The organism is Streptomyces sp. NRRL B-1347 (assembly GCF_000720325.1).
Taxonomy (GTDB): domain Bacteria; phylum Actinomycetota; class Actinomycetes; order Streptomycetales; family Streptomycetaceae; genus Streptomyces.
Genome location: NZ_JOJM01000066.1, coordinates 22,109 through 43,647 on the forward strand (window position 1 = coordinate 22,109; position 21,539 = coordinate 43,647).

Annotated in this window: 18 protein-coding genes; 9 read left to right on the plus strand and 9 right to left on the minus strand. The window is 73.7% G+C overall.

Annotated features, from left to right (window positions below; all coding sequences use genetic code 11):
* Nucleotides 1-39 precede the first annotated feature (39 nt).
* Nucleotides 40-996, plus strand: coding sequence for a cyclase family protein (locus tag IG74_RS0136540; protein ID WP_030686160.1), 957 nt, complete (start codon nt 40-42; stop codon nt 994-996).
* A 489-nt stretch (nt 997-1,485) separates the two neighbouring features.
* Here IG74_RS0136540 and IG74_RS0136545 read toward each other — a convergent pair whose 3' ends face one another.
* The 3 genes from IG74_RS0136545 to IG74_RS0136555 form a co-directional block, all read right to left on the minus strand.
* Nucleotides 1,486-1,944, minus strand: coding sequence for an ATP-binding protein (locus tag IG74_RS0136545; RefSeq protein ID WP_030686161.1), 459 nt, complete (start codon nt 1,942-1,944; stop codon nt 1,486-1,488).
* 505 nt (nt 1,945-2,449) lie between these two features.
* Nucleotides 2,450-3,325, minus strand: a complete 876-nt coding sequence (locus IG74_RS0136550) for an acyl-CoA dehydrogenase family protein (protein ID WP_030686165.1) — start codon at nt 3,323-3,325, stop codon at nt 2,450-2,452.
* An 8-nt stretch (nt 3,326-3,333) separates the two neighbouring features.
* Entirely contained in the window at nt 3,334-4,467 is a 1,134-nt protein-coding gene (locus tag IG74_RS0136555; protein WP_030686167.1) for an acyl-CoA dehydrogenase family protein, read from the minus strand.
* A 168-nt stretch (nt 4,468-4,635) separates the two neighbouring features.
* Between IG74_RS0136555 and IG74_RS0136560 the strand changes: the two genes are divergently transcribed.
* Nucleotides 4,636-6,195 carry a class I adenylate-forming enzyme family protein gene (locus tag IG74_RS0136560; protein ID WP_030686169.1) on the plus strand — a complete coding sequence of 520 codons (1,560 nt, stop codon included), beginning with the start codon at nt 4,636-4,638 and terminating at the stop codon, nt 6,193-6,195.
* Between the two features lie 9 nt (nt 6,196-6,204).
* On the opposite strand, the gene IG74_RS0136565 is transcribed toward IG74_RS0136560, so the two are convergent.
* Nucleotides 6,205-6,696 (minus strand): EF-hand domain-containing protein, encoded by a 492-nt coding sequence (locus tag IG74_RS0136565; protein ID WP_030686171.1) that lies wholly within the window; start codon nt 6,694-6,696, stop codon nt 6,205-6,207.
* Nucleotides 6,697-7,002: 306 nt separating this feature from the next.
* Nucleotides 7,003-7,377, minus strand: coding sequence for an STAS domain-containing protein (locus tag IG74_RS0136570; protein ID WP_030686174.1), 375 nt, complete (start codon nt 7,375-7,377; stop codon nt 7,003-7,005).
* 272 nt (nt 7,378-7,649) lie between these two features.
* On the opposite strand from IG74_RS0136570, the gene IG74_RS0136575 reads away from it, so the two are divergent.
* Entirely contained in the window at nt 7,650-8,258 is a 609-nt protein-coding gene (locus IG74_RS0136575) for a sigma-70 family RNA polymerase sigma factor (protein ID WP_030686176.1), read from the plus strand.
* Nucleotides 8,255-9,565 (plus strand): zf-HC2 domain-containing protein, encoded by a 1,311-nt coding sequence (locus tag IG74_RS0136580; protein ID WP_051856173.1) that lies wholly within the window; start codon nt 8,255-8,257, stop codon nt 9,563-9,565. Before IG74_RS0136575 ends, IG74_RS0136580 begins: the two co-directional genes overlap by 4 nt.
* A 46-nt stretch (nt 9,566-9,611) precedes the next feature.
* On the opposite strand, the gene purU is transcribed toward IG74_RS0136580, so the two are convergent.
* Both purU and IG74_RS0136590 read right to left on the minus strand, forming a co-directional pair.
* Nucleotides 9,612-10,517, minus strand: a complete 906-nt coding sequence (gene purU / locus IG74_RS0136585; RefSeq protein WP_030686181.1) for a formyltetrahydrofolate deformylase — start codon at nt 10,515-10,517, stop codon at nt 9,612-9,614.
* Nucleotides 10,518-10,568: 51 nt separating this feature from the next.
* Nucleotides 10,569-11,069 (minus strand): SCO4402 family protein, encoded by a 501-nt coding sequence (locus IG74_RS0136590; RefSeq protein ID WP_078869360.1) that lies wholly within the window; start codon nt 11,067-11,069, stop codon nt 10,569-10,571.
* Between the two features lie 118 nt (nt 11,070-11,187).
* On the opposite strand from IG74_RS0136590, the gene IG74_RS0136595 reads away from it, so the two are divergent.
* Nucleotides 11,188-12,486 (plus strand): ABC transporter substrate-binding protein, encoded by a 1,299-nt coding sequence (locus IG74_RS0136595; RefSeq protein ID WP_030686185.1) that lies wholly within the window; start codon nt 11,188-11,190, stop codon nt 12,484-12,486.
* A 49-nt stretch (nt 12,487-12,535) separates the two neighbouring features.
* Here the strand turns inward: IG74_RS0136595 and IG74_RS0136600 are convergent, their stop codons facing one another.
* Together IG74_RS0136600 and IG74_RS0136605 are read right to left on the minus strand one after the other, a co-directional pair.
* Nucleotides 12,536-14,311: a hypothetical protein gene (locus IG74_RS0136600; protein WP_030686187.1), complete on the minus strand. Its 1,776-nt coding sequence runs from the start codon at nt 14,309-14,311 to the stop codon at nt 12,536-12,538.
* Between the two features lie 208 nt (nt 14,312-14,519).
* A complete protein-coding gene (locus IG74_RS0136605) occupies nt 14,520-15,908 on the minus strand; it encodes a hypothetical protein (RefSeq protein ID WP_030686189.1) in 1,389 nt (462 codons plus the stop codon).
* Between the two features lie 390 nt (nt 15,909-16,298).
* On the opposite strand from IG74_RS0136605, the gene IG74_RS0136610 reads away from it, so the two are divergent.
* The 4 genes from IG74_RS0136610 to IG74_RS0136625 all read left to right on the plus strand — a co-directional run bounded on the left by IG74_RS0136610 (nt 16,299) and on the right by IG74_RS0136625 (nt 21,242).
* Nucleotides 16,299-16,961 (plus strand): bifunctional DNA primase/polymerase, encoded by a 663-nt coding sequence (locus tag IG74_RS0136610; RefSeq protein ID WP_030686192.1) that lies wholly within the window; start codon nt 16,299-16,301, stop codon nt 16,959-16,961.
* Between the two features lie 69 nt (nt 16,962-17,030).
* A complete protein-coding gene (locus tag IG74_RS0136615) occupies nt 17,031-17,804 on the plus strand; it encodes an ABC transporter ATP-binding protein (protein WP_030686195.1) in 774 nt (257 codons plus the stop codon).
* Nucleotides 17,801-19,435, plus strand: coding sequence for a hypothetical protein (locus IG74_RS0136620; RefSeq protein ID WP_030686198.1), 1,635 nt, complete (start codon nt 17,801-17,803; stop codon nt 19,433-19,435). Before IG74_RS0136615 ends, IG74_RS0136620 begins: the two co-directional genes overlap by 4 nt.
* Nucleotides 19,436-19,874: 439 nt before the next feature.
* The gene (locus IG74_RS0136625) at nt 19,875-21,242 is read left to right on the plus strand and encodes a PAS domain-containing protein (RefSeq protein ID WP_030686200.1); all 1,368 of its coding nucleotides are present in this window, start codon (nt 19,875-19,877) and stop codon (nt 21,240-21,242) included.
* Nucleotides 21,243-21,539: the final 297 nt, after the last annotated feature.

Here is a 21,539-nt window from a genome sequence, read left to right on the forward strand (position 1 = left end):
ACCCGTCAGATACGGTGAGACAAGCCCCGGGGAGGACCCATGTCGGCTCCGCTGCGCGGACCGGACCTGCCGGCCATGCCGCCCGAGTTCCACAAGCTCGCCGAGCGCGTCAACAACTGGGGCCGCTGGGGCGCCGACGACGAACTGGGCACCCTGAACCTGATCACCGACGAGGTGGTGCGCGCCGCCGCGGCCACCGTGCGCACCGGCCGCCGCGTCCCGCTCGCGCTGCCGCTGCGCCACGACGGCGTCCAGGCGGGCCTGATCCCGGGCCGGGTCAACCCACTGCACACGATGGTGCAGATCAACCAGCGCCTCTTCGGCCCCGGCACGGTCGCGACCAGCGACGACGCGGTCACCATGGGCCTGCAGGCGGCGACCCACTGGGACGCCCTGCCGCACGTCTCGCACTCGGGCCTGCTCTACAACGGCCGCCCCGCCGACAGCGTCACGGCCCACGAGGGCGCCCGCTTCAGCGGCATCGACAAGGTCCCGCACCTCGTCTCGCGCGGCGTCCTGCTCGACGTGGCGCGCGCCCACGGCCTCGACCGGCTGCCCGGCGACCACGCGGTCACCCCCGAAGACCTGTCCCGAGCCGAGGAGTTCGGCGAGGTCGCCGTGCGCGCCGGGGACGTGGTACTCGTCCGCACGGGCCAGGTCCAGCTGTATCTGGCGGGCGACAAGCACGCGTACGCGCTGCCGTCGCCCGGACTCTCCTGCCGCACCCCGGAGTGGTTCCACGCGCGGGACGTGGCGGCCGTCGCCAACGACACGCTCACCTTCGAGATCTTCCCGCCGGAGATCGAGAACCTGTGGCTGCCGGTGCACGCCCTCCACCTGGTGGAGATGGGCATGCTCCAGGGCCAGAACTGGAATCTCGAAGAGTTGTCCACAGCCTGTGGAGAGGAACGGCGCCACAGCTTCCTGCTCGTGGCGATGCCCGAGCCGTTCACCGGCGCGACGGGCACTCCGGTGGCACCGGTCGCCGTCTTCTGACCCCGCACGGAGTTCGGGTGGCGGCGCGTCGGCGCTCCGCCCCGAGCGCGTGACCGAGCGCCGCCATCCGGCTCCGGCGTACGAGCCCCGCCCCCCTTCTGCCCTGAAAGGAGCGCGACGCCGAATCGCGAACCGCACCTCGCCGAGGACCGGGCCACAGGCGCCACCGTCCCTCGACGTCCCCTCGCGGCGAATCGCTGCACACAAGCGTGATCAACCGAATACGGTACGTCAACACCCGTCCGGGGATTTATGAATTATGCCGGTTTTGCACCGCCCGCGCACGGCCGCGCATCGTGGCACGTGACGGCGCACGCGCCGGCACGCCGGGGGCACGCCGAGAATTCAGACGAAGAGCCGGCTTCGGCACCATCCAGCCTGTCCGGCGTTTGAGGACGAGGCGCGAAGCGCCGACAAATGGGGGGTACGGGGGGCGAAGCCCCCGGTTCGGGAAGGGGCGGGCCTGGGGCGCCCCCCGCGAGGGCAACCTCAGCGCACCCCGAGAGCAACCTCTGAATACCGCGAAGCCGAAGCCGCAGCGGCAGCACACCGATCCACCTCGCACCAGATCCGCTTGCCGCCCCCCTCCGGCTGCCACCCCCACCGATCCGCGAGCCCGTCCACGAGTTCGAGCCCGCGCCCGTTGGTCTCGTCGCCCTCGGCGTGCCGGGGCCGCGGCGGCCGCGCGCTGCGGTCCGCGACCTCGACGCGGACCGTGCCGGGCTCGCTGGCGGGCACGCCGGGGAGCAGCATGCGCAGGACGGCCGGACAGCCGGTGTGCACAACGGCGTTGGTGACGAGCTCCGAGATCAGCAGGATGAGCGTCTCCGCCAGCGGCTCGTCCGCCGCTATGCCGGACCCGGCGAGCCGTGACCGCGCCCATCTGCGGGCCCGGCCCACTTCCGCGGGGTCCGGCCCGACTTCCAGCTGAACTTGAAGCACCTGCACCGCTCACACCATCCGAACCGGCGGACACAACGCCTCGTGACGCCACAGGGTCACGGAACGTGAGCCCCTGAGGAGACAGCATGGTTGACGTACAGTCACCCCAACAAGCGCTTCGGGCATATTCCAGCGCGAAGGAGTACGCGTGCGGCATACTGTGCGACGCGCGCCGCAGGGGGTCGAACAGGCGGGCGCTCGGCCGCGTCCTGTGCGGCGAGCGGAGCGCGCTACCAGGCACGGAGCTGCCTCGGGGGCAACTCCGGCACGGCTCGGCCTCAGGACCACTCGCATCTCACACAAGGTACCGGAGCCGGACGCCGACTCCGCGTCGCGACGAGTCACGCGTAGGACACAACCCGATATCGACGCTCAGTAGCCTTCACGCCGTTGCCGAGTTTCTCAAGTCGATCAAGCCGTCCGCCAGCACTGCGTGACGACGCGACCCCAACGAGCGACAGCGGCTCCACGGCGTGACCCGCGCCCCGAGGGGCGAAGGACGCCCGCGCCGTCACAGCGCGGCGGCCAGTTCCTCCTCGGCGCGGGCCGCCGTCGTGCCGAGCCCGGCCCGCACCCAGGCCCGCTTGAGATGCAGATGCACGTCCGACTCCCAGGTGAACCCCATGCCGCCGTGCACCTGGAGGCAGTCGCGGGCGTTGCGCACGGCAGCGTCGTCGGCGAGGAGTTTGGCCCCGGCCACCTCGCCCGGATCGCCCGTGACGGCGGCCGCGTACACGGCGGCGCGGGCGACCTCGGTGCGCACGAGCAGCTCGGCGCAGAGGTGCTTGACGGCCTGGAAGGCGCCGATGGGCTGCCCGAACTGCTCGCGCTCGCGGGCGTATTGGACGGCCAGGTCACGGGTGCGGCAGGCGGACCCGAGCTGTTCGGCGGCGAGCAGCAGCGAGACGGAGGGCTCCCCGGCGGGCCCGCTCGGGACGGCTCGCCCGCCGGGGACGCGGTGCAGCGGCGTCAGCGGGTCGACGGACCGCAGGGGTCGCGCGCCGTCGGCGTCGCCCCGGACGACGTCGGCCTCGTCGAGCCAGGGCACGAGCGTGCCGTCCACGGCGGTCACGACGACGTCGCCGGTCGCCGCCCCTTCGACGGCGCCCGCCGCGAGGAACGTCGCGACCAGGGGCCCGGGCAGCAGCGCCCGCCCGGCCTCCTCGAACACGAGCACCGCTTCGGCCGCGCCGAGGCCGAGCCCGCCGCGCGCCTCGGGGACGCACAGGGCGAAGAACCCGGCGTCGCCGACCGCCCGCCACAGCCGCCGGTCGAGGCGGGGTCCGGCCACGGCGGCCCGCAGCGCGTCCCGCCCGAAGCGGCCGGTGAGCAGCGCCCGGAAGCCGTCGCGCAACGCCCGCTGGTCGTCGTCCGGTTGGAGGTCCACGCCGGTCCTCACCGCCCCTTCGGCAGGCCGAGGATCCGCTCGGCCACGATGTTCCGCTGGATCTGCGAGGTGCCCGCGGCGATGGTGTACGACAGCGAGGAGAGCCGCTCCCGCGTCCAGGGGTGGTCCAGGTCGAGGCCGCCGTCCCCGAGCACGTCGGCGGCGGCGTCGTACAGCTCCTGACGCGCGTGCGAGTAGCGCAGTTTGAACACCGAACCGCCCACGCCCGGCACACCGCCGGTGCGCTGCGCCCGGCTCACGTTCGCCTGCGTGAGGCGCCACAGGGCCTGGAACTCGGCGCTCAGGCGGCCGAGTCTGCGGCGCAGCGCCGGGTCGTCCCAGCGGCCGTTCGCGCGGGCCTCGCGGGCGAGTTCGCCGAGCACGCGGCGGCAGGCGACGACCTCCCCGACGAAGGCGGTGCCGCGTTCGAAGGACAGGGTCACCATGGTCACGCGCCAGCCGTCGTCCTCGGCGCCGAGCCTGTTGGCGACGGGCACCGGCACCTCGTCGAGGAAGACCTCGGCGAACTCCGTGGACCCGGCGAGCGTCCGCAGCGGCCGCACCGTGATCCCGGGCGCGTCCATCGGCAGCGCGAGCCAGCTGATGCCCCGGTGCCTGGGCGCTTCGGGGTCGGTCCGCACGAGGAGTTCGCACCAGTCGGCGACCTCGGCGTGCGAGGTCCAGACCTTGGAGCCGGTCACCACGTAGTGGTCGCCGTCGCGCCGCGCGCGGGTGCGCAGCGACGCCAGGTCGGAGCCCGCGTCCGGTTCGCTGAAGCCCTGGCACCAGATCTCGTCGCCGCGCAGGATCGGCTCCAGCCAGCGCGCCCGCTGCTCGGCGGTGCCTTCGGCGGTGATGGTCGGTCCGGCGTGCAGCAGGCCGACGAAGTTCGCGCCCACGTACGGCGCCCCGGCGCGTTCGCTCTCCTCCAGGAAGATCATCCGGAGCGTGGGCGAGGCCTCCCAGTGGACCCCCGCGTACCCGGCGTCGTACAGCGCGCGCTGCCAGCCCGTGTCGTACGCGCGCCGCCCCGGCCAGTCGAGCGGGTCGGGCGGCTCGGGCAGCTTGGGAAGGACCTCCGCGAGCCAGTCCCGCAGGCGGGCGCGGAAGTCCTCTTCCTCCTCGGTGTACGAGAGGTCCATCGGGGTCACCCGCCTCGACCGTTTCTGATGGTTCGTCAGATAGCAGGCTAACCCCGCACCCCTGGACCGACAAGGCGCGGCGCCCTACGCTCTGCGCACGATCTGACGAGGCGTCAGCACTGGGCGCCGTCGACCGTTCCGTCGTCCGGCCGTCCGAGGGGGCACCCCGTGACCGACACCGCCCACGCGCTCGCCGCCTGCCGCACCCTGTGGGAACTGATCGAGCGGCGCGCCGCGCTCACGCCCCGCGCCCCCGTCCTGATCCAGGCGGCCGACGACCCCGGCGACGACCGGACGCTCACCTTCGGCGGCCTGCGGGAGCGCTGCGAGCGGGTCGCGGCGGGCCTGTACGAGCGGGGCGTACGGCCCGGCACCGTCGTCGCCTGGCAGCTGCCCACGCGCATCGAGACCGCGCTGCTCTCCTTCGCCCTGGCCAGGATCGGCGCCGTCCAGTCCCCCGTCATCCCGTTCCACCGCGAGCGCGAAGTCGGCTTCGCGCTGCGCGAGTCGAAGGCGGAGTTCTTCGCGGTGCCCGGGGTGTGGCGGGGCCACGACCACACGGAGATGGCCCGCCGCCTCGGCGCGCGCGGCGTCTTCACCGCGTACGACGAACTGCCCGACGGCGATCCGGGCGTGCTGCCCCCGCCGCCGCGCGACGGCACGGCCGTGCGCTGGATCTACTGGACGTCCGGCACGACGTCCGACCCCAAGGGCGTGCTGCACACGGACCGTTCGCTGATCGCGGGCGGCGCGTGCCTCGGCCACGCCCTGAAGCTCACGCCCGCCGACGTCGGCTCCATGGCGTTCCCCTTCGCGCACATCGCGGGGCCCGACTACACGGTGATGCTGCTCCTGTACGGCTTCCCCGCCGTGATGTTCGAGCGGTTCGCGCTGCCGGACGCCCTGGACGGCTACCGGCGGCACGGCGTGACCGTCGCGGGCGGCTCCACGGCCTTCTACTCGATGTTCCTCGCCGAGCAGCGCAAGGACCCCGCGCGGCCGGTCCTGCCCGCGCTCAGACTGCTCGCGGGCGGCGGCGCCCCCAAGCCGCCGGAGCTGTACCACGCCGTGGTCCGCGAGCTGGGCTGCGAGCTCACCCACGGCTACGGCATGACCGAGGTCCCCATGATCACGATGGGTTCCCCCGACGACACCGCCGAGCACCTCGCCACCACGGAGGGGCGCCCGCCCGCGGGCATGGAGATCCGCGTCACCGACGCCGCGGGCCGGGAGCTGCCCACCGGCGAGGACGGCGAGGTGCGGCTGCGCGGCGAGGCCGTCTGCCAGGGCTACCTCGACGCGGCGGCCACCCGCGAGGCCTTCGACGCCGACGGCTTCCTGCGCACCGGCGACCTCGGCCACGTCCTGGACACCGGGCACCTGGTGCTCACCGGCCGGGCCAAGGACATCATCATCCGCAAGGGCGAGAACATCTCCGCCAAGGAGGTCGAGGACCTGCTGCACGGCCACCCCGCCGTGGCCGACGTGGCGGTGATCGGCCTGCCCGACCCCACCCGCGGCGAACGCGTCTGCGCCGTCGTGGAACGCGCCCCCGGCGGCCCCGGCGCCCCGGACCTGACCCTCGCCGAAGCGACGGCGTACCTGCGCGCCGCGGGCCTGTCCGTCCACAAGCTCCCGGAACAGCTGGAGTTCGTGGACGAACTGCCGCGCAACGACACCCTGCGCAAGGTGCTCAAGTACAAACTGCGGGAGCGGTACGCCGACTGAAGGACCGGCCTACTCGGGGACGGTGAAGTACGCCGCGAAGGCCGCCAGGATCTGGTCCTCGGTCACGGGCCCGAGGCCCTGCGCGGCCAGGGACGCGATCTCCCGCTGCACGCCGAGCGCCCGCAGGGCCCGCTCCACGTCCGCCCCCTGCACGGCCCCGTCGCCGTCCGCCAAGGACAGCGCCGCGTGCAGGAACGGCCGTGCGATCTCCGCGAACCGCGCCGGGTTGTCCCGCAGCCGCTTCACGGCCCCGCCCACGAACTCGTCCCGGGTGATCCGCTGGTCCCCGTCGCGGTCGGCGATCCCGGCCATGCCCTGCCAGAACGCCTCCGCCCCGACGTACAGGGCCTGGCCCTTCTCGGACCGCGCGGTCACCCCGAACTCGGCGAGCAGCGCCGCGGCCGCCGTGCTGAAGTCCTCACGGGAGATGTAGCCGTTGCCGTCCTGGTCGAAGGTGGCGAAACGGGCCGCGATCTTACGCTCGTACTCGGCACTGTCCATGGTGTTCGGGCCGCCTCACTCTCATGCGGTGGAGTCTTCCGACGCGGCCGGGGCCGTGCCGGAGGTCCTTCAGGTGTCTGTTCAGCGAGCGTACGACGCCGTCGGCCGCCGGGAGGCAGAAAAGCGACGCTTGTGCCAAGACCGCGGGAATTCTGCGACAAGGGTGTGTCGCGGACGCGCTCCGGGCCCGGCGGTGGCGCCGACGGTGGCATCCGCTCGGAAAGGTTGTATCAGCAAGCTGATCTTGACGGGTAGACGGGGTTCCGCTTGTCTTCCGGACCCGCGGGCCGACCCACCGGACGGGCCCTAGGCCGACAGCGGCTCCGCGGCGTCGTCGACGGCCCGCGCCGCGTCCGGGTACACCTCGAACAGGCGCCGTACGCCGAGGGCCGTGAGGACCCGGTTGACGTGCGAGCCCTCGACCGCGCCCTGGGCGGGCAGGATCAGCCGCAGCCGGCCCCGGCACGAGCGCATGAGGCGGCGCGTGGCGATCAGCACGCCCACCCCGCTGGAGTCGCAGAACAGCACGTCGGACAGGTCGAGGACCACGCTGCGGCGGCCCTCCGCCACCGCTTCGTGCACCCGCTGGCGCAGCACCGGAGACGTCAGGAGGTCCATCTCGCCCGAGACCCGCAGCACGGCCCAGCCCTGCTGCTCGCCGACGGCAACCTTCAGCGTCACGCGCCACGCCTCTCGTCCACCGAACCCACCGGAACCCTTCCGTCCCTCTTCATCGCGGCTGCCCCACCGTCGTTCCATGAAACACCAGGTCCTTCCCGGCACGGGAAGGGGGCGTTGCGGACGAGCCGGTCAATATCATCCGCGGCGTCCCGGGGCCCCGCGTTGCCGCAAAGAGCGGGAAAGCACGGGGAAAGAGAGGTGCGCCGTCAGGGACGCCGACTACATTCGATTCAACGGTGAAGGTGAGCACGGCGAGCGCACGAGGGGGCCGCATGCCGAAGGACGCGCCGCGTCGTTGGGACCGCCGCATGCAACAGCGGCTTGCGCACGGGGAGGCAGCGGCACTGGGAGAGCTGTACGACCGCTTCGCCTCGCTCGTGCACGGCCTCGCGCACCGGGTGCTCGGCGACGTCGCGGCGGCCGACCGCATCACGCGCGACGTGTTCACGCACGTGTGGGAGAACCCCGAGGCGTACGACCCCAAGCAGGGCCCGCTGCGCTCCTGGATCGCCACGCTCGCCCACCAGCAGGCCGTGCGCCGGCTGCGGCAGACCGAGTCCGCCGCGCTCGCCCGCGGCGGCGGGGGCACCACCGAGGACCTGGAGCGCAAGGTGCGCCGCGCCTCCGCCGCCGCCCGCGCGGACTACATCGTCACGGCCATGCCCGCCCCGCTGCGCGCCGCCCTCGAACTGGCCTACTTCCAGCGGCGCGACTACCGCCAGACCGCCGCCGACCTCGGCGTCACCGAGGACGAGGCGCGCCGCAGGCTCCGGCTCGGCCTGCAGCTGCTGTCCACCGCCCACGACGCCACCGCGACCGCCTTCGGCGACGACCCGTCCGATCAGGACCACGGCGCGCACGGGTACGGGAGAGCACTGTGAACTGGCCGGGCCGCCCCGATCCGTACGACAGCGGGGACGAGGGCACGGGACACGGGCGCGACGACGGCGGCGTCGGCAAGCCGCGCATACCGGCACCGCGCGCGTCCGTGGAGGACACCGGCGCGCCCCTGCCCGACGCGGACCCCGTCGGCGTGCCGCCCGAGCCGCTCGTGCTCGACCACCACGTCCTGAAGTCCCTCCTCGGCGCGTGGGCGCTCGCCGCCTGCTCCGCCGCGGAGTCGAGGGCCGTCGAGGAGCACCTCGGCGGCTGCGGGCCGTGCGCGGAGGAGGCGCTGCGGCTGCGGGACGCCGTCGGGCTCCTCCACCCCGAGGAGAGCCTCGACCTCGACCCGGGCCTGCGCACCCGCGTCCTGGCCAGCTGTCTGGGACGGCGCCCGCCCCGCATCCCGCTCCCGGAGTGGGCCGCTCCGTACGACGCGGAGACCGCCCGGCTCGACGCGCTGCTCCAGGACATCGGGGACGCGGAGTGGCACGCGCCGGTGCGGCTCCGCTGGTTCGACGACGACCACCCCGTGACCCGCAAGACCACCGTCGCGGGCGTGATCGCCCATCTCCTCGCCGTCGACGGCCTGGTCGGCACCGCGCTCGGCCTCGACGACCCGCTGGGCATCGGGGCGCCGCCCAGCCTCGACCCGGGCGAGCGCACGGAGGCGTACTGGCGCGCGTCGCAGTTCCCGCCCACGCGGGCGGTGCGCGGGCCCTGGCGGGACCAGACGCACGAGCTGATCAGGACGGTGTCCTTCGCGGGCGGCGGGTCCGGACGGCTCGCGGTGACGTACGGGGTCGCGCCGGACGCGCCCGGCGGCCCTGCCGGGCGGTTCGAACTCCCGCTGCGCGACTCCATGCTGGAGCGGGCCTTCGAGTGCTGGATCCACGCGGAGGACATCGCCCAGGCCGTCGACTACCCGTACGAGCCGCCCGCGCCGCGGCATCTGCACCACATGATCGACCTGGCGGCGCGGCTGCTTCCCGTGACGCTCGCCGAGCGGCGCCGGGCCGGACGGGCGGGGCCGCCGCGGGAACTGGTCGCCGCGGGCTCGCCGGGGCGCAGCCTGCGCCTGGAGGTCGAGGGCGTCGGGGGCGGCGAGTGGCTGATCCCCCTCGACTCCCCGGGGGCCAGCGGCTCCGCCGATCTGGAGGTCGCGCACGTGGCGCTCGACGGGGTGGAGTTCTGCCGCCTCGCCGCGGGCCACGTGTCCCCCGAGGAGGCGGCAGCGGGCCAGGTCGGCGACCGCGAGGCCATCCGCGACGTCCTGTTCGCCGCCGCGTCCCTGAGCCGCATGTAGCCCCGGCCCCGCCGGGGCCGGAGCCGATTCGCCGAAGGGGCCGAGGTCAGGCGAAGACGACCGTGCGGTGGCCGTTCAGGAGGATGCGGTGCTCCGCGTGCCACTTGACCGCCCGCGCGAGCGCCTGGCACTCGACGTCACGGCCGATCGCCACCAGCTGCGCGGGAGTCACCTCGTGGCCCACCCGCTCGACCTCCTGCTCGATGATCGGGCCCTCGTCGAGGTCCGCGGTCACATAGTGCGCGGTGGCACCGATCAGCTTCACGCCGCGGGCGTGCGCCTGGTGGTACGGCCGCGCGCCCTTGAAGCTCGGCAGGAACGAGTGGTGGATGTTGATGATCCGCCCGCTGAGCTGCTTGCAGAGGTCGTCCGAGATCACCTGCATGTAGCGGGCGAGCACGACGAGGTCGACGTTCTCGTCGCGGACGAGCTGGAGGAGGCGCGCCTCCGCGTCGGCCTTGGTGTCCTTGGTGACCGGAATGTGGTGGAAGGGGATCCCGTACGACGCGGACAGCTCGGCGAAGTCCGTGTGGTTGGAGACGACGGCCGCGATCTCCACCGGAAGCGCGCCGATGCGGGAGCGGAAGAGCAGGTCGTTCAGGCAGTGGCCGAACTTGGACACCATCAGGACGATCCGCATCCGCTCGGCCGCCGCGTGGATCTGCCAGTCCATGTGGAAGGAGTCGCCGATGGCGGCGAAGCTCGCGCGCAGCTTGTCCAGGGTGACGGGCGACTCCGCCGAGAAGTGGACCCGCATGAAGAACAGTCCGGTGTCGTGGTCGCCGAACTGCTGGCTGTCCTCGATGTTGCAGCCGGTCATGAAGAGGTAGCTCGACACGGCGTGCACGATGCCCTGTTTGTCCGGGCAGGAGAGGGTGAGGACGTACTGCTCGGCGCGGTCGGTCGTGCGGTCGGTGCGCTGGTCGCTCGCGGCGGCGGACTGCTCGTTCATCCGCCCAGGGTCCCATATCCGGGCAGGGCTCCCGGCCCGTGCCGGAACCGCTCAGGCCGACCGCGTCAGGATGCGGAGGACCTCCAGGGTGCGCGGCGCGCTGTCCGGGTCGTCGTTGTCACCGGTCGCGAGCCGTACGTGCGCGTCCCGCGCCGCCCGCACCGCCTCCGGCCACCCGGGGTGGTCCAGATACGCGGCCACCGCGGCGTCCGGGCCCACCTCGTGCATGATCCGCAGGACCCGCAGCACGGCCACGTCGACGAGGGCCGCCTCCTGGGAGTCGCGGAAGATCGTCCCGACGTATTTCTCCGCGGACCAGTTGTCCAGCCACGTATCCTCGACGAGGCGGTACACGGCGTCCGTCACGTCTCCGTACCCCTCGTGACCTGCGAGCCAGCACTCCCGCTGGAACTCCTGGTCCGAGAGCATGTGCAGCGCGGAGCGCACGTTGCTGCGCCAGCGCCACCACGGCATGTCGTTCGTTGGCATGGCGCCTATGGTCCTTGACCGACGGCCGCGACGGGAAGACTTCTCCGAACCTTGCACGGTCATCGATCGTACGTTCCCACATCCTCCCCTCTTCTCGGGCCCCACCCGTTCACGCGTTCGTCACCATCCGTTGGGTGGCCGTCACTCCCCGGTTGTTCCCCTCGCGGAATCGTGCGGGTCCATGGCCGCCTTGCGACGCGTCTTCCTCCCCCGCCCCGCCGAGACCGCGCACCGAGTGCGAAAAGCCGTGCTCAGCGCGGCGGCCCTGGCGGCGTGTGCGTCCCTGGCGGCCGGCTGTGGGGTCATCCCCGGTACCACGGGGGGTTCCGGGGATGACCCCATCACCGTCATGACCTGGGCGCCCGACGGCACCAAGGCCACCAACAAGCCCGGCATGCCCGCGATGGCCAAGGCCTTCGCCCGCTGGGTCAACGCGAGCGGCGGCCTCGACGGCCACCCCCTCGAGGTCATCACCTGCAACGACCACAACGACCCGGTGGAGGCCGCGGGCTGCGCCCGGAAGGCCGCCGAGCAGAAGGTGGTCGCGGTCGTCGGCTCCTACAGCCAGCACGGCCGGTCCTTCATCTCCCCGCTGGAGGTCGCGGGCATCCCGTACATCGGGGGCTACGGCCTCACCGACGAGGAGTTCTCCAGCCCGCTGTCCTACCCCGTCAACGGCGGCCAGCCCGCGCTCCTCGCGGGCAACGGACGGCAGCTCGCCGGGGTCTGCGACCGCGTGTCCCTGGTGCGGCCCGACACCACCACGGGCGACAACCTCTCCAAGCTCCTCGACTCCGGCCTGGCCCAGGGCCACCGCGCCGCCTCCGCCGACATCCGGGCGCCCGAGGACGGCACGGACTACACCGCGCAGGCCGAGCAGGCGCTCGACCGCTCCGCGCGCGGCGGCAAGAAGGGCTGTGTGGCGGCGGCGCTCGGCACCCGCACGGACACGTTCTTCGACTCGTTCCGGCGCGTCGAGGGCGGCTACCCGGCGGTGCGCACCGCCTCCGTGCTCGGCAGCGTCGACCAGTCCCTCGTCGACCGCACCGGCGGCGCCGCGGGCCCGTACGAGGGCGCGTACGTCACCGGCTGGTACCCGGCCGAGAGCGACAAGCGCTGGGAGCCGATGCGGGAGGTGATCCGCGGGCACGCCTTCGACGACACCCGCGTGGACCCCTCGGACGCGGGCGTGCAGACCACCTGGATCGCGTACACCGTGCTGCGGCAGGCCGTCGAGTCGCTCAACGGCGCCGAGGTGACGTCGCGCGCCCTGCGCAAGACCCTCGACCAGGGCCTTCGCGTGGACACCGGCGGGCTCACGCCGATGCTGAGCTGGCGCTTCGACGACATGCTCGCGGCCGGCCAGTACCCGCGCCTGGTGAACGCGGACGTGACCTTCCAGGTGGTGCGGGACGGCCGCCTGGTGGTCACGCGCAGGTCGTTCGTCAACGTGCAGAAGACCCTGGAGGCCAGCCGCTGAGCGGCGCGGCGGTTCCCCGGACGAGCACGGGGAACCGCGCGCGAAGCGCTCAGAGCTGCGTCGGGTTCCGCTTGGTCAGGCCGTGCTTGTCGGCGATCGCGTTCCACAGCGCCGCCGCCTGCCGCTTGGCCTTCGTGGCCTCGCCGCTCGCGCGGTTGCCCGCCGCCGTCTGCGGGGTGTTGCGGGCGCGGCCCTTGTGGCAGCCCTTCTTGCCCCCGACCTGGTCGGCCCAGGCGGCGTAGTGGTTGTCGGCCGACGCGGACGCCTTCCAGGCGCGGTTGAGCGCGGCGGTGAGGCGCCCGTTCGCGGGCAGCTTGTCGACGGTGAGGCCCGACAGGCGGCCGACGAGGCCGTTGCGCTGCCTGGCCGCGTCGCGCAGGTCGCTCGCGGACTGCCGCAGGTTCTTGCACGAGCCCACGTTGCGCACCGCGCTGATCACCGACTCACGGCTGTCGTTGCTGTCCGCGAGGAGCTTGTCCAGGGCGACGGCCTGCCGCTTGACGGGGTCCGCCGACGGGGACGGCTTCGCGCTGTCCTTGTCGCCCGGGGCCTCCGACGAGGTCGACGCCAGCGGCTCCTTGTTGTCGGTGTTCTCCGCCTTCGCGTCGCCGCCGCCCCCGGCGAGCATCGCGCCCGCGCCGACGCCGACCACGGCGATGGCCACGCCGACGGCCACGAGCAGCGGGGTCTTGGATCCCGTACGCCCCCTGCGGCGCTGCGCGGGCTCCGGCGCCGGGACCGGCTCCGGAGCCGCCGGGACGAGAGGCATCTGCTGGGTGGAGGAGGCGCCCTCCGGCTCCCGCCGGAAGAGGTTGTCGAACTCGGCGGGCGGCTGCCGCTCGCCGTACCCCCCGGCGGCCGCCGCCGCGGCGGGCGGGCCGTCGTCGGTGACGGGGGCGATGAACTGGGTCGGCGCGTTGTCCCCGTGGAAGGCGGGCTCTTCGGGTACGACGTCCGCGGCCTGGCCCAGGAACTGCGTGGAGTCGGCGCGCCCGAGGAACTGCGTGGCGTCCCCCGCGTGTCCCGCGACTGCTGTGTGCCCGGTGTGCCCGGTGTGACCGGTGTGACCGGTGTGCCCCGTCGGCATCTCGGGCGGCAGCGCGCCGGGGGCGACCGGGGGTATGTACTGCGTCTCCTGCGCGTCGGACCCGCCGCCCTGCTGACCTGCGGACTGGCCCAGCTGCTGGCCCATCTGCCGGTCCAACGGCTGTCCCGGCGACGGGAGGTACGCGTCGGTGGGGCGCAGCACCTGGGTGTGCTCGGCGGCCGGGACCGGCGGGACGGGGCCCGCGGGCGGCAGCGGCTGCCCGTGACCGGCGGGCGGCATCGCGTGCGCCTGGCCGGTGTGCGGCGGCGCGTAGTGCTGCCCGGTGTGCGGCGGCGAGTGGGACTGCTGGCCCGTCGGCGGCAGCGGCTGGCCCTGCGCGGCGGGCGGAAACGTCTCGCCATAGGCCTGCTGCGGCTGCCCGTACGCCGGGGGGCCGTGCTGCTCCGGCGGCAGCGCGCCCGTCCCGCCCCCGTACGACGGCTGCGGCGGCGTGCTGGGCGGCAGGGGCGTGCCCTCGGGGGGCAGCGGCATGCCGCCCGCCGGGCGGGGCGCGGCCCCTGCGTCGCCCCAGGCCTGGCCCGGGCCCGCGGGCGGCTGGGTGGGTTCCGGACCCCACGGCTCGCCCCAGGGGCTGCCGACCGGCGGGGCCGCCTGGTGGCCGCCGGGCATCAGGGGCTCGCCGCCGTCCGCGGGCAGCACGATGCCCTCGTGGGCGTGCCGCTCCGCGGGCTGCCGCGGGTCGGAGGACGCGGCGCCCTGACCGCTCTGCTGCGTCACCGGGACTCCTACTTATGGGGGACCTTCGGAACGTCGGCTCACGCTACCGGGTCCCCGTGGCCGTCTGCCACGCAGCTCAGAGCACTCAGATGACGCCCTTGTCACAGACGCCGCGGAAGTAACGGAAGTTGCGCGGGAGACGCTGTTCAAGGGGCGCGCCGGCCACACCACGCGTGACCGGCCGCCCCGTGCGCGCCTCCCGCCGGGCTCACGCGGCCTGCAACTCGACGCGCGCGCCGAACTCCCTCACCACCGGCTCCTCCCGATACGGCTCCAGGCGCTGCTGGAAGTCCTCCAGGTACTCCGCGCCGCGGTTGGAGCGCAGCGTGCCGAGGAGCTCCACGGCCTTCAGGCCCGTGTGGCAGGCCTGTTCCACGTCGCGCCGCTGCACCTGGGCCGTGGCGAGCAGCACCAGGCCGATCGCGCGCCGCCGCGCCCGGGTCTCCGGGTGCCCGGCGAGGGCCTCCTCGGCGCGCCTCGCCGCCGCGTCCGCCTGGCCCAGGTCGCGGTGGCAGTGCGCCAGTTCGTCGGCCAGATAGGCCTGGTCGAAGTGGCGGATCCAGACCGGGTCGTCGCCGGACCGCTCGCCGCCGACGGCCCGCTCCATCGCCTCGACCGCGCGGCCCGCGACGGCCTGGGTCGACCGGGCGTCGCCGAGCAGCGCGTGCCCGCGGGCCTCGGCGGCGTAGAACATGGACTCCGCGCGCGGGCTCACGCGACCGCGCGCCCCCTCCTGCGCCGCCCGCGCGAGCTGGGCGATCTCGCGGGGGTTGCCGAGCTGGGCGGCGAGGTGGCTCATCGAGGCCGCCAGGACATAGCCGCCGTATCCGCGGTCGCCCGCCGCCTGGGCCAGGCGCAGGGCCTGGATGTAGTACCGCTGGGCGAGGCCCGGCTGGCCCGTGTCCACCGCCATGTACCCGGCGAGCTCCGTCAACCGTGCGACGGCCGCGAACAGTTCGCGCCCCACCGCTTCCCGGTAGGAGCCCGCGAGCAGCCCGGAGACGACGGAGTTCAGATAGTGCACGACGACCGGTCGCACGTGTCCACTGCCGTACTGGTGATCCAGTTGCGTCAGCGCCTCCGTCATCGCCTTGACCGCCGCCACGTCCGACAGGCCGACGCGAGGCCCTGCCGTCCGGCCCACCTGCGGGTCCGGTGACGAGATCAGCCAGTCGCGGCTCGGCTCGACGAGCGCCGACGCGGCCACCGAGGAGCCGGACAGGAAGTCCCTGCGCCCCACGTCGCTGCGCCACAGCTCGCAGACCTGCTCGATCGCGCCGAGAACGGTGGGCGAGAACTGCAGGCCCACACCGGAGGCGAGGTTCTTGCCGTTCGCCATGCCGATCTCGTCGATCGTGACCGTGCGCCCCAGCTTGCGGCCGAGCGCCTCCGCGATGATGCCGGGGGCGCGACCGCGCGGCTGCTGCCCGCGCAGCCAGCGCGCCACCGACGTCTTGTCGTATCGAAGATCGAGACCGTGCTCCGCCCCGCACATGTTGACGCGGCGGGCCAGACCGGCGTTCGAGCAGCCGGCTTCCTGAATGAGTGCTTGCAGCCGTTCGTTGGGCTGCCGCGCGACGAGTGGCCTGGCGGCCATGGCGTACCCCCTGTGTGCACCGTGGACCATCTGGTACTTCGGGTCGGATGACGAATGAGGAACGGTCCCGGACTGGTCCGTCCGAGCCGCCCAGATGATCAATGCCCGGGAAACAACCGGAAGATGCACCACAAACACCCACAAACGCACCACACCCTGCTACAACGCATCGCAATACATCGCAACATGGCACAACGCGTCACACGTCAGCGAGCCGGGTGAACTTGGGTGAACTCCGACTGCCCCTGGACGTGGCTACCCGCGCCCGGACCCCCTTGCCCATGCGCGCCCCCACTCGTGCACCCATGCGCCCCGTAGCGGGAACGATGCTCCTCCCCCGCGCACATGACGGGCCGTAACCGGAGCTGACGAGGGGAAGTTGAGAACTCCGTGGAAGAGACCATCGGAGTCACGTCAGCCGCGCAGATCCCGAAGCAGCGCGGAGAGGCCCTGCAGGATTCGGCCGTACGGTACGCGGAGGAACGGCACTGGGACGTCTTCCCCGGCGCCTGGCTCGAGTCCGTCGACGGTACATGGCGCTGCTCGTGCGGCGACGCGGCGTGCCCCGCGCCCGGCGCGCACGCCGTGCGCGACGACTGGCCGACGCAGGCCACGGGCAGTGCGACCGTCGCCAGGCGCCTCTGGGCGAAGCAGCCGAACGCCTCGATCCTCCTTCCGACGGGCCGTACGTTCGACGCCATCGACGTCCCCGAGACCGCCGGGTTCCTCGCCCTCGCCCGCATGGAGCGCATGGAGCTGACGCTCGGCCCGGTCACCTGCACGCCCGACCGGCGCATGCAGTTCTTCGTCCTGCCCGGGGCCATCGCGAAGGTCCCCGACCTCGTCCGCAAGCTCGGCTGGCCGCCCGCGACCCTCGACCTCGTCACCCTCGGTGAGGGCGCCTACGTGGCCGCGCCGCCCACGCGTTTCGGCGCCTCCGGAGCCGTCCAGTGGGCCTGCCGCCCCACCGCCGCCAACCGCTGGCTCCCGGACGCGGAGGAAATCATCTCCCCGCTGGCCTACGCCTGCGGCAGGGAGGCGCGCAGGCGGTAGCCGCCGGGCCACAGCCCGCCGACGTATCGTGCGCACACGGACGACGGCGGCGACGGCAAAGGGGCGTCCATGACCCACGCGGCGGTACGCGTAGAGAACCTGTGGAAGGCCTTCGGTCAGCAAGTCGCCGTGGCGGGCGTCGACCTCACCCTCCCGGCAGGGAAGTTCGTGGGCCTCGTCGGCCCCAACGGCGCGGGCAAGACCACCACCCTCTCCATGGTCACCGGCCTCCTCCGCCCCGATCAGGGCACGGTCGAGGTCGTCGGCCACGACGTGTGGCGGGACCCGGCCGAGGTCAAGGCCCGCATCGGCGTCCTGCCCGAGGGCCTGCGCCTGTTCGAGCGGCTGTCCGGGCGCGAACTCCTCGCGTACACCGGGCGGCTGCGCGGCCTGCCCGGCACGGAGGTCGACAAACGCGCGACACAGCTCCTGGACGTACTCGACCTCGCGGGCGCCCAGCACAAACTCGTCGTCGACTACTCCACCGGCATGCGCAAGAAGATCGGCCTGGCCACGGCGCTGCTCCACAACCCCGAAGTGCTCTTCCTCGACGAGCCGTTCGAGGGCGTCGACCCGGTGTCGGCGCAGATCATCCGCGGCGTCCTGGAGCGGTACACCGCGTCCGGCGCGACCGTCGTCTTCTCCAGCCACGTCATGGAGCTGGTGGAGTCCCTGTGCGACTGGGTCGCTGTCATGGCGGCGGGCCGCATCCGGGCGCAGGGGCCGCTCGCCGAGGTCAGGGGCGAGGCCCCCTCCCTCCAGCAGGCCTTCCTCGAACTCGTCGGCGCGAACGGCCGCGACACCGGCTCCGACCTCGACTGGCTCGGCGGCGGCGCCCGATGACCGCCACCGCGCCCGCCGCGGGCGCCGCGCCCCTCGCCCCGGTCGAAACAGGCCTGGTCCCCGTCTTCGTACGACTGAAGCTTTCGCTCCTGCGCAACGGCCTGCGCCAGTCCGGCGGACGCCGCGCCGCGTACGTCGCGTCGGCGGTGATCGCCCTGCTCGTCGCCGCGCTCCAGCTGCTCGGCCTGATCCTGCTGCGCGGCGACCCGCACGCCGCCACGGTCTCCGTGCTGCTCGTCGCGGTCCTCGCCCTCGGCTGGGCCGTGCTCCCGCTGTTCTTCCCCAGCGGCGACGAAACCCTCGACCCCACCCGTCTGGTGATGCTGCCGCTGCGCCCGCGCCCCCTGGTGCGGGCGCTGCTCGTCGCGTCCCTCGTGGGCATCGGGCCGCTGTTCACGCTCTGTCTGGCGCTCGGCGCGGCGGTCGCGGTGGCGCGGGGCGGCGCGGCCGTCGCGGTGGCCGTGGTGGCCGTCCCCCTCGTCCTGCTGCTGTGCGTCGCGCTCGCCCGCGCCGTCGCCGCCGCGAACATCCGCCTGCTCACCAGCCGCAAGGGCCGCGACCTCGCCGTCCTCAGCGGTCTCGTCATCGCCATCGGGGCGCAGCTCGTCAACTTCGGGGCACAGCTCATCGGTTCGTCCGACGCGGGCCTCGGCGAACTGGACCCGGCGGCGGACGTCGTCGGCTGGATCCCGCCGGCCTCCGCCCTGGCGGCCGTGCACGCCACCGGCGAGGCCCGCTACGGCGTCGCGGCCGCCCAACTCGCCCTGTCCGTGGCGGCCCTGGTGCTCCTGCTGCGCCTGTGGCAGCGCAGCCTGACCCGGCTGATGACCGCCCCCGACGGCTCCACGCTCGCCGCGGCCGAACCGTCCCGCACCCGGCGCGGCGGCGGCCTCGCGGCGCTGCTCCCGGCCGGGCGCACCGGACCCGTCATGGAGCGCACCCTGCGCTACGTGTGGCGCGACCCGAAGACGAAGGCCGCCTGGGTCACCTCGCTCGCCATCGGCCTGATCGTGCCGCTCTTCAACGCCTTCCAGGGCACCGGATCCGTCTACATCGCCTGCTTCGCGGCGGGCATGCTCGGCATCCAGATGTACAACCAGTTCGGCCAGGACACGTCCGCCTTCTGGATGGTGGCGATGACCATCGCCTCGACGCGCGACGCCTACGACGAACTGCGGGCCCGCGCCTACGCGCTCCTCGTGGTCACGCTCCCCTACTCCGTCCTCGTGACCGTCCTGACCACGGCCGTCCTCGACGTCTGGCACGCCATGCCCGAAGCCCTCGGGATCACCTTCGCGCTGCTCGGCGCCATGCTGGCCACCGGCACCTGGGCGTCGGCCCGCTTCCCGTACTCCATCCCGCAGGAGGGCTACAAGAACGTGGCGCCCGGCCAGGCGGGCCTGGCCTGGATCGCCCTCTTCGGCGGGATGCTCGGCGCCGCCGCCCTGTGCGCGCCCGTCATCGCCGCCACCATCTGGCTGCACGCGTCGGGCCGGGGCTCCTGGTCGTGGCTGCTGCTGCCCGGCGGCACGTTCTACGGCGCCGCCGTCATCGCCCTCGGCCTGCGGATCGCGGCGCCCCGGGTGGCCGCGCGGCTGCCGGAGATCCTGACGGCGGTCAGCAAGGGCTGAGTTCAGGGGAAGCCCGGGGGCGGCCTGAGAACGCAGCAACCCGCGAGCCTGGTCCTCCTCGCCCCTGGGGGGCGGGAGGAGCCGGCCGGACGCACCGGCGGCTCGCGGGTCGGGTGACTGCTGTGAATTCCGGCCGGCTGCGCGCCTGTCTCACGCGCTGGTCCGGCACCGCACTGAACGTGGTGGCGGGCCGCTAGCCCGCAGCCACCTCTTCCGTCCGGTTTCCATACATCTGCCGAACCACCTCCTCTCCGAAGTAACACTCACCCTAGGAAGCGGGCCGGGGCCGTTCAACTGTTTTTCCGGGTGCCGGGCCTCACAACGATTTGCCTCAACTTCCGGGAACCTCCTGTGGTCCGCGTCACGTTCGAGTTGAATGATCTGACGTGCAGCAGACTCAGCTCATGCGGAAGACGACGCGGCCTGCAGGGGGTTCCAGGTGAGTGCTTCCCGACAGAGCGGAACGACGGACGAACTGGGCCCGGAAGAGCCCGAGCCCGGCGGGGCCGAACTGCTCGCGGCGCTCCTCGACGGGATGGACGCCGCGCTGTGCGCCTTCGACTCCGACGGGGTCGTGACGCACTGGAACCGCGAGGCGGAGCGGATCCTCGGCTGGTCCGCCGCGGAGGCCGTCGGGCGCCGCGGGTTCGCCGGGTGGGCCGTGCGGCCCGCCGACGCCGAGGAGGTCGAGGAGCGGCTCCTGGCGGCCATGCACGCGCCCGGCCGCCAGGTGCACGAGTTCGCGCTCCTCACCAAGGGCGGCGGACGCGTCCTCGTCCGCACCCAGTCCGCGGCGGTGCGCGGCGGCGACGGCAAACCCGCCGGGGTGTACTGCGCCTTCAGCGAGGTGCACGCGCAGATCGACCTGGAGCGGTCCATCGCCCTCAGCGAGGCCCTGTTCGAGCACGCCTCCTGGGGCGTCGTCCTCGTCGACGCCGACCTCAGGCCCGCCGTCGTCAACGAACACGCGGCGCGGCTGCTCGGCCTCGGCCGCACCGCGCTGCTCGGACGGCCGCTGGGCGAGGTGCTGCTCCAGGGCGTCGAGGAGCTGGAGAGCGCTCTCGCGCACGTACTGGCCGAGGGGGCGCCGCCCGCGCCCGCCGAGATGTGGGTGACGGCGCGCGCCGAGGGCGGCGAGGCCGAGCGCCGGTGCTGGCGCAGCGGCTTCCTGCGGCTCGGCTCGCCGCTCGCCGAGGAGCCGGTGCCGCTGGGCGTCGGCTGGCTCTTCCGGGACGTCACGGACTCCAAGCGGGCCGAGCAGGAGGCCGCGAAGCTGCGCTTCCGCTCGCAGCAGCTGCACCGCTCCGCGCGGGCCGCCGCCGAGTGCGAGGACCCGATGGAGGCCGCCACCGTCCAGCTGGACTTCGCCCTCGCCGGGTTCGCCGACCACGCCCTGATCGACCTCCTCACCGCCGCCGAGCCCGCGGTGCGGCTCGTCCGGGCCGCGGCGACGCCCGCCGGGGCCCCCGGGCCCTGTCTGCCCGCCGACAAGGCCGGGCTTCCCGTGCGCTATCCGGAGGGGCATCCGGCGACGCAGTGCGTGGAGCGGGCGGGCTCCGTGCGCGCCAGCGCGGGGCTCGCGGCGCCCGAGCGGGCCCGCGAGTGGGCTGCCGCCCGGCAGTGGCCCGACTCCTCCGTGCACGCGCTGTGCGCGGTGCTGCGCAGCCGGGGCCGCACGTTGGGCGTCGTGACGTTTCTGCGGGGTGGGGCGCGGACGCAGTTCGAGCGGGCGGACGCGGTGTACGCGGAGAGCGTGGCGGCCCGGATCGCCGCCGCCCTCGACCTGGCAGCGACCCTGAACCCCTGACCGGGGCCGGGCGGGGCCCGCGGCCCCCGACGCCCGGCCTCTGCGCAAGGGCCGCGCGACACCTGGGGCTACCCACTGGGCGGGGCCCCATGGGCCTTCGGCCGGGGCCCTGCGCAACGGTTGCACGGCACCTGGGGCTGTGCGCACAGCGGGGGCCATGGCCTCCGGCCGGGGTACCGCTGGTGTCCGGGCCCTGCACAACGGTTGCACGGCACCTGGGGCTGTGCCCACCCCTCCCCAAGCTCTCGGCTTCGCCCGAGCAGGGGATGCCCCACTCGCCCTGCGGGACGATTGCCC